12 protein-coding genes are annotated in these 15,275 nt (G+C 75.8%); 9 read left to right on the top strand and 3 right to left on the bottom strand.

Features of this window, described 5'->3' with window-relative positions:
* Positions 1-79 precede the first annotated feature (79 nt).
* Together ACIF6L_RS11655 and ACIF6L_RS11650 are read left to right on the top strand one after the other, a co-directional pair.
* On the top strand, positions 80-2,005 hold the full coding sequence (locus ACIF6L_RS11655) for an HSP90 family protein (RefSeq protein WP_396488112.1): 1,926 nt from the start codon (positions 80-82) through the stop codon (positions 2,003-2,005).
* Between the two features lie 2 nt (positions 2,006-2,007).
* Positions 2,008-4,959, top strand: coding sequence for a hypothetical protein (locus ACIF6L_RS11650; RefSeq protein ID WP_396488110.1), 2,952 nt, complete (start codon positions 2,008-2,010; stop codon positions 4,957-4,959).
* 58 nt (positions 4,960-5,017) lie between these two features.
* On the opposite strand, the gene ACIF6L_RS11645 is transcribed toward ACIF6L_RS11650, so the two are convergent.
* Positions 5,018-6,220 (bottom strand): carbohydrate-binding protein, encoded by a 1,203-nt coding sequence (locus ACIF6L_RS11645; RefSeq protein WP_396488200.1) that lies wholly within the window; start codon positions 6,218-6,220, stop codon positions 5,018-5,020.
* Between the two features lie 675 nt (positions 6,221-6,895).
* Between ACIF6L_RS11645 and ACIF6L_RS11640 the strand changes: the two genes are divergently transcribed.
* From ACIF6L_RS11640 to ACIF6L_RS11610, 7 genes are all read left to right on the top strand, one after another.
* Complete coding sequence (locus ACIF6L_RS11640; protein ID WP_359805318.1) at positions 6,896-7,096, top strand: hypothetical protein; 201 nt, start codon at positions 6,896-6,898, stop codon at positions 7,094-7,096.
* Between the two features lie 105 nt (positions 7,097-7,201).
* On the top strand, positions 7,202-7,726 hold the full coding sequence (locus ACIF6L_RS11635; protein WP_396488108.1) for a MauE/DoxX family redox-associated membrane protein: 525 nt from the start codon (positions 7,202-7,204) through the stop codon (positions 7,724-7,726).
* Between the two features lie 97 nt (positions 7,727-7,823).
* The gene (locus tag ACIF6L_RS11630) at positions 7,824-8,417 is read left to right on the top strand and encodes a TlpA family protein disulfide reductase (RefSeq protein ID WP_396488106.1); all 594 of its coding nucleotides are present in this window, start codon (positions 7,824-7,826) and stop codon (positions 8,415-8,417) included.
* A 32-nt stretch (positions 8,418-8,449) separates the two neighbouring features.
* A complete protein-coding gene (locus tag ACIF6L_RS11625) occupies positions 8,450-10,333 on the top strand; it encodes an ABC transporter ATP-binding protein (protein WP_396488104.1) in 1,884 nt (627 codons plus the stop codon).
* Between the two features lie 9 nt (positions 10,334-10,342).
* Positions 10,343-10,798 carry a S26 family signal peptidase gene (locus ACIF6L_RS11620; protein WP_359805326.1) on the top strand — a complete coding sequence of 152 codons (456 nt, stop codon included), beginning with the start codon at positions 10,343-10,345 and terminating at the stop codon, positions 10,796-10,798.
* A 107-nt stretch (positions 10,799-10,905) separates the two neighbouring features.
* Entirely contained in the window at positions 10,906-12,225 is a 1,320-nt protein-coding gene (locus ACIF6L_RS11615; RefSeq protein WP_359805327.1) for a sensor domain-containing protein, read from the top strand.
* A complete protein-coding gene (locus ACIF6L_RS11610) occupies positions 12,210-12,866 on the top strand; it encodes a response regulator transcription factor (RefSeq protein ID WP_329490319.1) in 657 nt (218 codons plus the stop codon). Before ACIF6L_RS11615 ends, ACIF6L_RS11610 begins: the two co-directional genes overlap by 16 nt.
* Positions 12,867-12,928: 62 nt before the next feature.
* Here ACIF6L_RS11610 and ACIF6L_RS11605 read toward each other — a convergent pair whose 3' ends face one another.
* Complete coding sequence (locus ACIF6L_RS11605) at positions 12,929-14,023, bottom strand: glycosyltransferase family 4 protein (protein ID WP_396488198.1); 1,095 nt, start codon at positions 14,021-14,023, stop codon at positions 12,929-12,931.
* Positions 13,930-15,261 (bottom strand): hypothetical protein, encoded by a 1,332-nt coding sequence (locus ACIF6L_RS11600; RefSeq protein WP_396488196.1) that lies wholly within the window; start codon positions 15,259-15,261, stop codon positions 13,930-13,932. The genes ACIF6L_RS11605 and ACIF6L_RS11600 overlap by 94 nt, the downstream gene beginning before the upstream one ends.
* Positions 15,262-15,275 lie beyond the last annotated feature (14 nt).

Genomic DNA, 15,275 nt, shown 5'->3' with positions numbered 1-15,275 from the left:
GACGGCCCGACCCGACGGTCCGGTCCAGCCGCCCGGCCGGGCCGCGCCCCGGCGCCCCGCCCCTCCCGCCCCACACCCGATGCGATCGAAAGAGCCTGCGGTGTCCCCTTCCGAGAACCCGACGAGTGCGCACACCTTCCAGGTGGACCTGCGCGGCCTGGTGGACCTGCTCTCCCACCACCTCTACTCCAGCCCCCGGGTCTACCTGCGCGAGCTGCTGCAGAACGCGGTCGACGCGATCTCCGCCCGCCAGGCGCTCGACCCGGCCTCGCCGGCCCGGATCACCGTCCACGCCGACCAGGACCTCACCGTCACCGACACGGGGATCGGGCTCACCGAGGCCGACGTCCACACCTTCCTCGCCACCATCGGCCGCAGCTCCAAGCGCGACGCCGACGGCCGCCTCGACGGCGCCGGCCTGGCCCGCGCCCGCGGGGACTTCATCGGCCAGTTCGGCATCGGGCTGCTGGCCTGCTTCGTGGTCGCCGACGAGATCACCGTCGTCACCCGCTCCGCCGCCACCCCGGACGCGCCGGTCATCGAGTGGCGCGGCGGCTCCGACGGCCGCTACACCATCCGCACCCTGCCGCCGGAGGCCAAGCCCGAGCCCGGCACCACCGTCCGGCTGGCGCCGCGCGCCGACGCCGCCGAGTGGACCCGCTCCGACCGCGTCCTGGCGCTCGCCCGGGACTTCGGCGGCCTGCTGCGCCACGAGGTGACGGTGGTCGACGGCCGCGGCACCGCCACCCGGGTCAACCGCACCCCGCCGTGGGCCGAGCGGCACGGCTCCCCGCTGGCCCGCCGCGAGGCGCTGGCCACCTACTGCCGCACCACCTTCGACTTCACCCCGCTGGACACCATCGAGCTGGACCTGCCGCTGGTCGGCCTGCGCGGCGTCGCCTACGTCCTGCCGGACGCGGTGCCGCCGTCCCGCCGCTCCGGCCACCGGGTCCACCTCAAGGGCATGCTGCTGTCCGAGCAGGCCGACGAACTCCTCCCCGACTGGGCGTTCTTCGTCCGCTGCGTGGTCGACACCGACAGCCTGCGCCCCACCGCCTCGCGCGAGGGCCTGTACGCGGACGAGACGCTCGCCGCCGTCCGGGACGCCCTCGGCGCGCGCATCCGGGACTGGCTCACCGGGCTCTCCGCCAGCGATCCGGCCCTGCTGCACCGCTTCATCTCGGTGCACCACCTCGCCGTCAAGGAACTCGCGCGCTACGACGACGAGTTGCTGCGGATGCTGCTGCCCTGGCTGCCGTTCGAGACGACCGACGGCAATGTCACCCTGGACGAGTTCGCCCGCGCCCACCCGGTCGTCCTGGTGACGCGCACGGTCGAGGAGTTCCGCCAGGTCGCCCCGATCGCGGCCGCGGCCGGCCTCGGCGTGGTCAACGGCGGCTACACCTACGACCGGGACCTCGTCCACCGGCTGCCCGAGATCCGCCCCGGCACGTCGGTGGCCGACCTCGACCCGGGCACCGTCACCGCGCACCTGGACACCGTCGACCCGGCGGCCGAGCTGGCCGCGGCGGCGTTCCTCACCGTCGCCCGCGAGGTGGTCGGCCGGTTCGACTGCGACGTCGCGCTGCGCAGCTTCCACCCGACCAGCGCGCCCGCGCTGCTGCTGGACAACCGGGAGGCGCGGCACGAGCGCACCCGCGCCCAGCTCGCGGACGAGGCCGACGGCCTGTGGGCCGACATCCTCGGCTCGCTGCGCGCCGAGGCGCCGCGCGCCCAACTGGTGCTCAACCACCTCAACCCGCTGGTGCGCCGGGCCGCCTCGATCGGCGACCGCGAACTGACCGTCACCGCCGTCGAGGCGCTGTACGGGCAGGCCGTGCTGCTCACCCGCCGCCCGCTGAAGTCCAGCGAGAGCGCCCTGCTCAACCGGTCGTTCATCAGCCTGCTCGACCACGCGATGCTCGGCCACGAGTCGGCCGGTCGCGCCGCCGCCGGCCGTGACGCCGCCGGCCGTGACGCCGCCGACCCGCAGAAGGAGTCCTGACCGTGGACGTACTGGACAGCGTCGACGCGGTGATGGCCGCGCTGCGCGAGAACGACGCCCGCCCGTACGGCCGGCTGCGGACCGTGACGGCAGAGGAACTGGTCGACGCCGCCGAGCAGTTCGACGACACCGCGGTCCGGGCGATGGCGCTGCTCGAACTGATGGAGGCCTACGAGTACGACGGCGAGCGGAGCAAGACCCCGGTGGTCTTCGCCCGGGTGCTGAAGCTCTGGGACACCGACCGCGACGGCTTCGGCGAGTGGGCCGGCCAGCAGGTGTTCTGGCGGTTCAAGTGGGTGGCCACCGCGCTGCTCGGCACCCCCGACGTCCCGCTGGACGCGGTGCGCCGCTGGCAGACCGAGATGCGCGACCGCTACCGCGCCGCCGGCCACGGCCTCCAGCCGTACTACGCGCAGCGGTACCACCTGGCCGCGCACACCGGGATCGACACCGAGCAGGCCTTCGAGCTGTGGGCGGCCCGGCCGCGCAGCGAACTGAGCGACTGCCGGGCCTGCGAGATCCGCGCCCAGGCGGGCCACCACGTACGGTCCGGGGACGACCGGCGGGCGCTGGACGCCTGGCGGCCGGTCTTCGAGGGCGAGAGCACCTGCGCCGAGGAGCCCTACCTCAGCCACGCCTACGCGCTGCTGCCGCTGCTGCGCGAGGGCCGGCTGGACGACGCGCGCTCCAGCCACCTGGTCGGCTACCGGTTCGCCCGCGGCAAGTCCGGGATGGCCCGGGCGGTCGGCCTGCACGTGGAGTTCTGCGCGCTGTCCGGGAACGAGCCGCGCGGCCTGGAGATCCTGGCCGAGAACCGCGACCTGTTCGGCGTCACCGGGGACCAGGCCGGCCGGCTCGACTTCCTGACCGGCGTCGAGGTGCTGATCGCCGGGCTGGCCCGGGGCGGCCACGGCGGGCTCGCCGTCAGCGGACCGCCCGGTGCCGCCTGGACGGTGGACTCGCTCCTCTCCCACCTGCGCACCGAGGCGGACGCGCTGGCGGCCCGCTTCGACGCCCGCAACGGCACCGACGCGGTCGGCGCGCGCCGGCGGGCCCGGCTGGAGCGGCGCCCGCTGCTCGCCGAGCCGCTCGCGCTCGGGGTGCGGGCCGCGAGCGCCCCGGAGCTGTCGGCCGCGCCGGCCACCCCGGCGGCGCCGCCGCGGGCCGCCGAGCCGGAGCCGGCGGACTTCGCCGACCTGGTCGTCCGGGCCCGCGAGCTGCACCTGCTGGGCCACCCGGACGGGGACCGCCTCTGGGAGCGGGTCGCCGAGCGCTTCGGCGCCGCGGACTACCGGCACACCGAGGGCACGGCGGCCGGCAGCGCCGCCCGGCTGCGGGCCGAACTCGCCGAGCAGCGGGCCCATACCGCGATCGAGCGGGACGACTGGACGGGCGGCCGGGCGGCGCTGCTGGAGGCGGCCGACCTCTTCGAGCGGGCGGGGCTGGCCGGGCGTGCCCTGGCGGTCCGCACCCGGGCCCTGGTGGTCGAACTCGGCGACGTCGAGGGCGCGACCTCCGACTGGCCCGCCCTGGACGCGGCGCTGGCCGAGGCCGAGGCGCTGCTCGCCGCGCCGCCGGCTGCGGACGCGGCAGCGGCCGGGCCGGCCATCACGACCGACGACTACCTGATCGTGCTGCAGTGCCGGGCCTTCGCGGCCCACCACGACCTCGTCCGGGCGCTGCCCGAGCCCCCGACCGGGACGCTGGAGCGCTTCGAGGACGCCGTCGCCGCGTACCGGCGGGAGAGCACCGAGCGGGGCTCGCTCCGGCGCACGGCCACCGCCCGCCAGTACGGCGCCGATGTGGCCGCCCGGCAGGGCCGGATGGCCGAGGCGGTGGCCGAACTGCGCGGCGCCCTGGAGCAGTTGGACGCAGCCGAACTGCCCTGGCACACGCCGCGGGTGCTCGGCCTGCTCGGCCAGGTGCTGCTGCAGAACGGCGACCGGGCCGAGGCCGTCGAGGTCTTCCACCGGGCGCTGGCCGAGGCCACCCGCTGGGCGGACGACTCGTACCCGTTCGGGGCGACGTACATGATGCTCGGCCACGCCTGCGCTCACCTCGGGGACAACGGCGCGGCCGTCCGGGCGCTCTCGCAGGCCGCCGCGCGCTTCGACCGCAAGGGTCCGGCGGGCGCCGAGGAGGCCGCCCAGGTGCGGCTCCAGCTCGCCGACCTGCTGCGGGACGCGGGCCGGGCGGCCGACGCGGTCGCCGTCCTGGAGTCGGTGCTGCTCGACCCGGCCGCGCCCGACCTGGACGAGCGGATGCTCGCGCAGGCCCGGCTGGACCTCGCGCGCGGACTGTTCGCGCTGGAGGAGTTCCGCGACTCGGCGGAGGAGTACCTGCGGCTCGCCGACGAGGTGGCCGGCTGGGAGGAGCAGCACACCCACACCGTGGTCGCCGGCGAGGCCGTCCTCGCGCTGGCCGAGGCGGGCCGCTGGGAGGCCGCCCGGACGGCCCGCGAGCGGGCCCTCGCCTCGCACGCGAAGGCGCCGAGGCCGGACCAGATCGCCGGCATGCTCCGGGATCTCGCCCGGATCACCATGCAGCGGCAGGGCCCCGAGGGGCTGGCCGAGGCGCTGGAGCGGCTGGCCGAGGCGGACGCCGTCCGGGAGGCCGCCGAGCGCGACGGCGAGCCGCACACCCCCTGGTACCTGCGCGGCGCCGTCCACTACGAGCGGGCCCGGGTGTACGCGGTGGCCGGGCGGCACGAGGAGGCACTGGCCGAGGCCGAGTCGGCGGTCACCGCCTACGAGGCGGGCGGGGAGCCGGCCGAGACGCCGCGCGCCGAGGCCGTCCGGCTGGCCGGGCTGATCGAGGGCACCGACCTCGGCCGGACGGAGCAGGCCCGGGCCCGTCTCGCCGCCGCCGCCGAGCGCTGCCGGGGCTTCGGACTGCACGAGGCGGCCGGCATCCTGACCGGCCTGCGCGAGCGGATCGGCGCGCAGGAGCGGTGAGGTGACGGTGGGCCCGCCACCGCCGGGAGCGGCGGCGGGCCCACCGGGCGGCCCCGCGTCAGCAGGGGCCGTCGTCGGACCAGACGCCCCACTGTCCACTGGCCGACGGGTTCTCGTTGAGCGTCCACCACTTGGCGTGGTACTTGTGGCCGCTGTAGGACACCTTGCTGCCGTTGGTGTACGTCGTGGTGGCGCTCCAGGCCGGGTCGGCGCAGGCCCCCGGCGGGTTGCTGGTCGGGGGCGTGGTCGGCGGGGTGGTCGGCGGCGTCGAGGTCGGCGGGGTGGTGGGCGGCGTGGCGCCGGCGAACCGCACGGTGAACTTGGTGAAGTCCCAGTCGCTCTGCGCCACGCTGGAGCACGACCCGGACAGTCCAGGGTCGACCGTGCCCGGGCACTGGCGGTCGCGGTTGACGGACCAGTAGGTGTACCGGGCCAGCTTGTGGGCGAGGGCGAAGTCCAGCACGGTCTGGAAGTCCGCCTGCCGGAAGTACTCGGCGGCGTCCGTGCGCCCGTTCATCAGCGAGGCGCCCTCGTGCGCGTAGGCCTGGGCCTCGGTCCAGCCGAAGGTGGTCCGGAGGATCCCGTTGAAGGCGACCAGGGCGGCGGTCTGGGCGGCCGCGCCGTTGAAGCCGCCGTCGAACGGCATGATCGAGTAGTTGTCGGGGGTGAAGCCCTGCGCCTTCGCCTCGTTGAGCATCTGCTGCCCGAACCACCCGGTGCCCGCCCCGGTCCCGGCGGTGGTGATCGAGATGTAGAGCCCGGGGTTGTTCTGTTGGAGGATCCGGGCCGCGCCGATCTCGTTGTGGATGGCCGCCGTGTTCTCGTACTCCGGCTCCTCCAGGTCGAAGTCGATCGCCTTCAGCTGGTACTTGGTGATCACCTTCTGGTAGCCGGCGGCGGTGGCCTCCGGGGTTCCGCAACCCTGGCCGAGCTTGTTGCCGCCGTAGCCGCCGACCGAGACCGAGACGTCCCCGCCCTTGGCCCGGATGGTCTGGATCACCGCCGGCATGGTGGTGTCGGTGTCGATCGAGGAGGTGCCGCCCCAGGCCGGGGAACAGCCGCCCTTGTCCAGGATGAACGCCAGCTGGAACGCCTTCTGGCCGGTCGCGTCCATCACCGCCGCGGCGTCCGGCGGGCTGTTGTCCTCGGGCATCAGGTAGGGCGCCGAGGCGTACCAGTTGCTGCCGATCCCGGCGGCCGGGGCGGTGACGTCGGCCGCGGCGGCGCCGCCGCCGGCCAGCGCGACCGCGGCGCCGGCCACCAGGCCGAGCACCCCGGCCACCGCCACCGCGGCCCGGCGGGCCCGGGGCGTGCGGTGCGAGGGCCGGGCCCGCGGTCCGGTCGGCGGGGTGAACTGCTGTGGGGGAAGAGCGCGTTCCATCGGGAACCTCTCCAGGAAACGGCGGGGGAAGGCCCGCCCGCGTCGAGGTGGGGGAGACGCGGTCGGGCGCGACAGCCGTGCCACGGGGGGAGCGTGCGGACGGCCTCCACTGGTATAGACCTGTCCGGAAACCGCCGTCAACCAATGGGACGGTCAAGTCTTCGGCCGGGCCCCGGCGGCGCTCTCCGGTGACGGGCCCTGGCGGCGGCGCCGGTGACGGCCCCGGCGGCGGTTCCCGGGGCCGGCCGACCGGACGTCCGGGGGTCGCTCCGGCCCGGCCCTGGATTCCGGGGCATTCCCGACCCCCCTCCCGGATCCGCCCTTGACCCCTTTTGTGCCCCCTTTCCGTCCCCTTTCCGTACGTCGTGATTGCCGCCCCGATTTCCTTCGACGGAACCGGATGCTCCGGTTCTGAGCGTGGTCCGCACCCGATTTCGAACGTGATCGAAGTTGGTCTAGACAAGCTGTTCATGTGTCGGTTACGTTTCCCGACACGAGATCTCGTCCGTAAGTGCAAAGCCGCTCCTGTCCAGCTATCGCAGCATGGAGGAACAAATGGTTCAGGCGATTCTCAACCTGGTGGACCGCACCTTCTCCCGGGGCCTCAAGGAGGAGGCCGCGGATGCGTACTGCGCGTGCCCCGCGGGCACCAGCTCCTGGTGCTCCGGCGAGGTTCTGTACGTCCGCACGTGCTGCTCCTGGAACTGCGCCGTCGCGCCGTCCTGTGAGACCTACGGGATCATCGGCGGCTGCTGATCCCCGTCCCGGCGATCCATTCGCCGTGACGACGACGGCCGACTGACACACAAGTCCGCCGGCGCCCCCGCCCATCCGGGCGGGGGCGCCGGTGACGGGGGAGCCATGACTGCCTACCTGCTGCTCGGCGGCCGCTGCGTGCTCGCGGCCGTGTTCGCCGTCTCCGCGCTGGCCAAGTTCCGGGCGCCGCGCGAGTTCGCCTCCGCCCTGCGCGCGATGTCCGTCGTGCCCGGGCGCCTGACCGGTGCCGTCGCGGCCGCCGTCCCGGTGGTGGAGGTCGCCGCCGGCGTCCTGGTGTGGGCGCCGAAACCCCTCGCGACCTGGGGGTTCGCGCTCGCCGGCGGGATGTTCGCGGCCTTCGCGGTGGTGCTGGTCTCCGTCCTGTGGCGCGGGCTGGACGTCTCCTGCTCGTGCTTCGGGGCCTCCGGGGTGCCCGTGAACCGGGCCCATGTGGTCCGTAACGCGGTCCTGCTCGCCATCGCCGGAGCCGGCCTGTCGGCGAGCACCGCGTCCGATCCCGGCGGCCTCGCCGCCGCCGGGGTGGCGGTCGCCCTGCTGGTCGCGGCCTTCGCCAGCATCCTGATCATCGCCACCGACACCCTGGTGGAACTCTTCTCGGCCGCCCGCTGACCGGCACCCGCCTTCCCCGGGCTCCCACTTCCCCGGGGCTTTCCGGGCGCCCCCATCCCCGCGCGCACGACCGCGCCGGAACGAGGAACAGATAATCATGACCACGGTCTCCGTCATTCTGGTCGGCTGCCTTTCGGTATTCAATCTTCTGCTGACCCTGGTATTGGCCAGGAAAATCACCCTGGTGTCCCACGGAAATGCCCACGGTCATTCCCACGAAGCCTCCCAAGGTGGTGCTGCGGGCAGCATTCTGAGCGGTGTGTCTATTCCGGAGAACAAGCTCCCGGACGGCGCGCCGATGCCCGCTTTCCGGGCCGTCTCGCATTCCGGTGGTCCGTTTTCCGGTGACGACCTGACCGGTGACCGGGCAGTAGTCGGATTCTTCTCCACCACCTGCGGCTCGTGCCTCGAACAGGCCCCGGACTTCGTCAAGGCCGTGACGGCCTACCCCGGTGGGCGGGAGCGGGTGGTGGCCGTGGTCAAGGGCACCGGCCCGGTCGGCGACAACCTCGTCGCGATGCTCGAACCGGTGGCACGGGTGGTGGTCGAGCCCGCCGGAGTCGCCGAGGGCTCGGTGGCCGAGGCGTTCGGCGTGGTCCGCTGGCCGAGTTACGTGGACATCGACGCGGCGGGGCGGATCACCAACCGCCTCCTCCCGGCCGAACTCACCGTCGCCCCCGCCTCGCTGTGACCGGAACGCCTCCCGGAGCGCCCCCCGGGCCGATGGCCGGCCCGTCGCCCGCCGGGGCTGCCGGGCACCGCCCCGCCGTTCCGGCGGAGGGCCGGCGGGCCCTGCGCTCGGGTGTCGCCGCCTGCGCCCTCGCCTGGCGCGCGAGCCCGGCCGCCCTGCTGCTCTCGCTGCTCACCAGCCTGGTGGCCGGGCTGTTGCCGGCCGGTACGGCGCTGCTGGTCAGCGACCTCTTCGACGACCTCACCGGGCCCGCCGGCACGGGCGCCCTCGCCGGGGTGCCCGTCCGCACCTGCGCGCTGCTGATCGCGGCCAGCCTCGGGCTGGCGCTCGCCCCCGCGTTCGGCGAGTTCACCCGGGCCCGCAGCAGCCGGGCCGTCCGGCTGCGGGTGCAGGAGGAACTCTTCGACGCCGTCAACCGGTTGCCCGGTCTGCGGCGCTTCGAGGACCCGCGCTTCCAGGACGAGTTGCGGCTCGCCCAGCAGGCCGGCGGCATCGCCCCCGACCTGCTCATCGGCTCGGCGTTCAGCAGCCTCCAGGCGCTGCTGACGGTCGCCGGCTTCCTCGGCACCCTGTTCGTGGTGAACCCGCTCCTCGGCGCGCTCACCCTGCTGCTGACGCTCCCGCTGATCCGCGTCCAGCTCGCCGCCGGGCGCCGCCGGGCGGCCGTGCTGCGCGAGACCATGCCGCGCAACCGCCGGCAGATGTTCTACGGCAGCCTGATCGCCGACGTCGACGCGGTGAAGGAGATCCGGCTCTTCGGCCTCCAGGATTTCTTCAAGCAGCGGGCGCGGACCGAACTCGTCGCGGTCTCCGAGGCGGAGAACCGCACCGACCGGCAGAACCTCGGGCACCGGCTGCCCGCCCTGCTGCTCGGCGTCGCGGTGTACGGGCTCGGCCTGGTCTGGGCCGTCCGGGCCGCCGCCGGGGGCGAGTTGTCGATCGGGCAGGTCTCGGTCTGCGTGGCGGCCGTGGCCGGCATCCAGTCCGGCGTCGGACAGCTCGCGAGCACCGGCGCGGCCGCCTACCAGGCGGCCATCACCTTCGCCCACTACCGCGCCCTGGGCACCGCCGAACCCGACCTCGCCCTGCCCGCCGTCCCGCTGGCACCCGGCCGGCTCGGCGGGACGATCGAGTTCCAGGACGTCTGGTTCCGCTACCACGAGGACGCGCCGTGGACGCTGCGCGGCGTCGACCTGACCGTCCCGGCCGGCTCGGTGACCGCGCTGATCGGCCTCAACGGCGCGGGCAAGAGCACCCTGGTCAAGCTGCTCTGCCGGCTCTACGACCCGGATCGCGGCCGGATCCTCTGGGACGGCGTCGACATCCGCGAGTTCACGCCGGAGGCCTACCGGGAGCGGATCGGCGCGGTCTTCCAGGACTACTGCCGCTACGACCTCACCGCGGGCGAGAACATCGGCCTCGGCCGCCTCGACCACCTCCAGGACCGCGACCGGGTCGCCGGGGCCGCCCGCGCCGCCGGGGTGCACGCCCGGATCGACCGGCTGGAGGGCGGCTACGACGCGCTGCTCAGCCGGATCTTCCTGCCCGAGGGCGCGGGCACCGGCTGGGGCCATTCGCTCTCCGGCGGCGAGTGGCAACGACTCGCCGTGGCACGGGCGTTCATGCGCCGGGATGCCGACCTGATGATCCTCGACGAGCCCAGCGCCGGGCTGGACGCGGCCGCCGAGAAGGAGGTCCACGACAGCCTGCGCGAACTGCGCCGGGGAGCGACCAGCGTCATCGTGTCGCACCGCCTCGCCGCAGTCCGCGACGCCGACCGGATCGTCGTCCTCGCCGACGGGCGGGTCACCGAGGTGGGCACCCACGAGTCCCTGATGACGCTCGGCGGCCGCTACGCCGAACTGTTCACCCTCCAGGCCGAGGGCTACCAGCCCGCGGCCGGCCCGGTTCCGTAGGAGACCCCCATGACGCAACTGCTCCTCGCCGTCGGCGGCGCGATCGCCGCCGTGGTGGTGGTCGTTGCCGCGCTGGCCCGCACCGCGCTGTCGGTCGTCGTGGTCTCCGGGCCGAGCATGGCCCCCGCCCTGCGGCCGGGCCAGCGCGTCCTGGTCCTGCGCCGGAGCTGGGCGCGGCTTCGGCCGGGCCGGATCGTCGTGGTCTCCCCGGCCGACCTGGACCTCCCCGCCGACCCGGCCGGCCGCCGCCCGCGGCGGCTCCTGGTGAAGCGCCTCGCCGCCCTGCCGGGCGACCCGGTGCCCGACCCGGTCCGCGCCGCGGCCGGCACCACCGTCGTGCCCGGCGGCCAGGTGGTCCTGCTCGGCGACAACCCCGCCTTCAGCACCGACTCCCGCCTCTGGGGCGCCGTCCCGGCCACCAGCATCGTCGGCGTGGTCCTCGACGGCGTCCCCCTGCGCGGCTGACGGGCCCCGGGGGCCGCGTCAGGTGGGCGGTTCGGGGGCTTGGGCGGGGGTGCGGGGGTGGAAGGGCAGGTCGGGGCGGGTGCGGGGTGGTCGGTTAGGGTGGCCGGATGGGGGCGGACCGGGGGGTGGCGGAGGGGCGGCAGGCCGTCGCGGTCCTGGCGGCCCTGCGGGCGCGCCCGCTGCGTTTCCCGTTCACCTCCACCCCGTGGCGTTGCTGGGGGCACGTGCTCGGGGGTGCGGTGTTCGGGCCGCTGCTGCTGGCCCTGCTCGCCGCCCTGCTGCTGATCGGCACCGGGCTGTCCGTCGTCGGGGTCGGCCTGGTGGTCCTGCTGGGCGTCGCGCTCGCCGGGATCCCGGTCGGCGCGCTGGAGCGCCGCCGGCTGCGGCTGGTGGAGCCGGTGCCCGTGCCCGACCCGCACCGCGCGCTGCCCGGGGTCGGCCGGCGGGCCCGGCTGCGGACCAGGCTGCGTGAGCGCGCCACCTGGCGCGAGCTCGGCTACACCGCCCTGTTCGCCCTGGTCCTGAGCGTCGTCGACCTGGCCTTCACGGCCCTGCTGGTGTTCTGCGGCGCGCTGGTCGTCAGCCCGCTGGTGGTCTGGGCGCTGGCCCCCGAGACCGTGATGCTGATCCCCGGCCGGGCCGTCCCCGGTCCCGCCGCCGCCCTCCCCGCGACCGCCGTCGGACTGGGCGGCCTGCTGCTCTGCGGGTACGCGGGCGCGCTGCTGACCGCCGGCCGGGTCCGGCTGGTCCGGTTCCTGCTCGGCCCCCGGCCGGAGGGCCTCGGTCGGCAGGTCCTCGAACTCACCCGCTCGCGGGCCCGCCTGGTCGACGCCTTCGAGGCCGAACGCCGGCGGATCGAACGCGATCTGCACGACGGCGCCCAGCAACAGCTCGTCGCCCTCAGCATGACCCTCGGGCTGGCCGCGTACGAGCTTCGCGGGCGGGCGGACGACGACCCGGCGCTCGCGCTGGTCGACCGGGCGCGCGGCGAGGCCCGGCAGGCGCTCGAACAGCTGCGGGACCTCGTCCGGGGCATCCACCCGCAGGTGCTCACCGACCACGGGCTGGCCGCCGCCGTCGCCGAGGTCGCCCTGCGCCACCCGGTCCCGGTCGCGGTGGACATCGACCTGCCGGACCGGCTGCCCGGACCGGTCGAGACGACGGCCTACTTCACCGTCACCGAGGCGCTCACCAACGCGGCCAAGCACAGCGGGGCCACCGCGGTCACCGTCCACGGCCGGGTCGACGACGGCCGGTTGGTGCTCCAGGTGACGGACGACGGCCGCGGCGGGGCAGACCCGGCCGCCGGGGCGGGGCTGCAGGGCCTGGCCGACCGGATCGCGATTCTGAGAGGGAGGCTGATGGTGACCAGTCCGATCGGCGGGCCGACGCGGCTCCGGGTGGAGGTGCCGTGCTCCGGATCGTGATCGCCGAGGACGCGGTGCTGCTCCGGGCCGGGCTGGTCGAGCTGCTGGCCCGTGGCGGCCACCAGGTGGTGGCCGCGGTCGGCGACGCGGCCGCGCTGGCCGCCGCCGTGGACGCGGACCGCCCCGACCTCGTGCTCACCGACGTCCGGATGCCGCCGGACTTCCACGACGAGGGCCTGCGGGCCGCCCTGGAGCTGCGCGAACGCCACCCGGGCCTGCCCGTGCTGGTGCTCTCCCAGTACGTGGCCACCCCGTACGCCACCCGGCTGCTCGGCGCCGCGGGCGCGCAGCCCGCCGGGCTCGGCTACCTGCTGAAGGACCGGGTCGGCGAGGTGGCGGACTTCCTGGACGCGCTGCGCCGGGTGGCGGCCGGTCAGACGGTGATCGATCCCGAGGTGGTCCGGGTCCTGCTCCGGCAGCAGGCGGCGGACCGGCCACTGGCCCGGCTGACCCCGCGTGAGCGGGAGGTGCTGGCGCTGATGGCGGAGGGGCTGAACAACCAGACCGTCGCCGGGCGGCTGGGCATCACCGAGGCCTCGGTGGTCAAGCACTGCGGGAACATCTTCATGAAGCTCGACCTCGACCCGGCGGAGGGCAACCGCCGGGTGCTGGCGGTGCTGGCGCACCTGCGGGGGGAGTAGGTACGGGGCGGGCCCCTCCGGAAGCGGGCGCGGACCCGCCCGACCCGGCGGGCGGTGCCGCCTCACCCGCGGCGGACGGACCCCTCCGGGGCGGCGGCGTCCGCGCCCGCCGGGTCGAGCAGCTCCGCGAGGCGGCGGGCGGAGGCCTCCCAGGACCACTGCGCCCGGACCCAGCGCCGTCCCGCCGCCCCCATCCGGGCGCGGTCGGCCGCCGGGGCGCCGAGGATGCGGGTGGCCGCGTCCGCGACGGCGGCCGGACTCCGGCCGTCGACGACGGCGCCGGTGACCCCGTCGAGGACGGCGTCGGGCGCGCCACCGGACCGGCCCGCGACCACCGGCAGCCCGGCGGCCGCCGCCTCCAGGAACACGATGCCCAGGCCCTCCGCCTCCAGACCGGCCCGCCGGGTGCGGCACGGCATCGCGAAGACGTCCGCCGCCGCGTAGTAGGCGGGTGTCGCCGCGTGCTCCCGGCCGCCGGCGAAGACCACCGAGCCGGGCTCGGTGTGGTGCCGGGCAAGGGCGCGCAGCCGTCGTTCGTCCGGGCCCCGGCCGACCAGGACCAGGACGGCCCCCGGCACCGTCCGCCGGATCAGCGGGAGGGCCCGGATCAGGGCGTCCTGACCCTTGCGGGGGACCAGCCGGGCCACGCAGAGGATCATCGGCGCGCCGGTGTCCGGGGCGCCCGCCGCGCCCGCGCCCGCCGGCCGGAAGCGATCCGCGTCCACACCCGGCACGAGCCGTTCCAGCCGGGCCCGGGGCCCGAGCGCGGGGGCGATCCGCGCCCGGGTGTACTCGCCGAGGTAGGTGACCACGTCGACGTGGTCACCGATCCGCCGGAGAAGTCGGCGGGCCCCGGGGGTGCGGGCCCACCAGATCTCGTGGCCGTGCGTGGTGGCGACCGTGCGGGCGATCCCGGGGGCCTGCCGCCGGAGCCCGGGCGTCATCGCGGCGAGCGGGGCGGCGGCGCCGAACCAGACCCGGTCGCACCCGTGCGCGCGGGCGATCTCGGCGGCCCGCCGGGTGACCCTGGCGGTCGGCAGCAGCGTCCGGGACCGGTCGCGGATCACCGGGAAGGGGAGGGCCGCGTCGTGCGCGGCGGCGCCGGGCTCGTCCGAGGTGAGGACGACGACCTCGTCGGCGGGCAGACGGGTGGCCAGGGCGTGGACGAAGGTTTCGATGCCGCCCTGCCGGGGCGGGAAGTCATTGGTGACGATGAGTGTGCCGGCCATGGGGTCGGTGCAACCTCGGTTCGGGGATCGGTGAGCGGATCGGTTCGGGGATCGGTGAGCGCATCGGCGAGGGCGCCGGTGCGGGGAGCGGGGCGGGCCTGCGAGCGGGCCCAGAGGGTGAGCAGGAGCGGTAGCGCCAGGTAGCCGAACCGCCCGGCGGGTGCGAGCAGGAAGGCCACGCAGAGCCCGAGGGCGAGCCGGTCGGCGGCGCCGACGGCGTCCCGGGGCGGGCGCAGCACCAGCGAGGCGGCGACGGCCAGTCCGCCGAGCAGCAGCAGCGTCACGGCGGCGTACCAGCCGGCCGGGCCGAGGTCCGCGAGCAGCCGGCCGGGCAGCGGGCTGCCCGCCGGGGTGGGCAGCGGGCCGCGTCCGGTGGGGAAGGCGAACACCTGGTGGAACATCGGGCCGGGCGAGCGCAGCGCCCCCGGCAGGACGAGGACGGCCGTGCCCGCCAGCGCGACCGCCGTGGCGCGCAGCGCCGCCCGCCGGCCGGCCGTGGCGGCGAGCAGGGCCGCGACGACCGCGACCGCGGGCCAGGCCGTCCACTTGAGCGCGCAGGCCGCGGCGAGCGCCAGCCCGGCGGCGCCGGGGCGGTCCCGGGCGGCCAGGGCGAGGGCCAGGCAGCAGAGGCCGGTCATCGGCAGATCCACGCCGCTCACGCAGAGCGGCAGCGCGACCAGCGGCGAGGCGGTGAGCGCCGCGAGCCCGGCCCGGTGCCGGCGGCCGGCCGCGAACAGGCAGCCCAGGAACGCGGCGGCGCACCAGAGCCGGGCGTCCCCGAGCAGCCGGGCCGGCCACTCCTGTGCGCCCAGCACCGCGCGGGGCAGCCCGAACAGCGCCATGCCGGGCAGGTACGGCGTGTACTCGGAGACCGTGTGCGGATCGGCCAGGTAGGGGGTGCCGTGCCGGAGCAGCAGCTCCGCGGACCGCTCGATGACGGCGACCTCGCTCTGCCCCTGGCCGGTCAGCACCAGCCGCAGCAGCGGCAGGGCCAGGGCCCCGAGCAGGGCCACCGCCACGGACCAGGAGCGGGCCCGCTGCCACGGCAGCACGAGTACGGCAACGGCCGCCGCCAGATAGCCCGTTGCGGCGATGGCGCCCCAACTGCGGTGCGGCCCGAGCCCGGAGACGAGTGGGAAGGCCGCCGCCCAGCCGGCTGCGGTCAGCCAACCGGCGCACC

This window comes from Kitasatospora sp. NPDC086009 (genome assembly GCF_044540385.1).
In the GTDB taxonomy this organism is placed as follows: Bacteria; Actinomycetota; Actinomycetes; order Streptomycetales; family Streptomycetaceae; genus Kitasatospora.
Note: the sequence above shows the minus strand (reverse complement) of the source record. Positions and strands in the feature narration are given on the sequence as shown.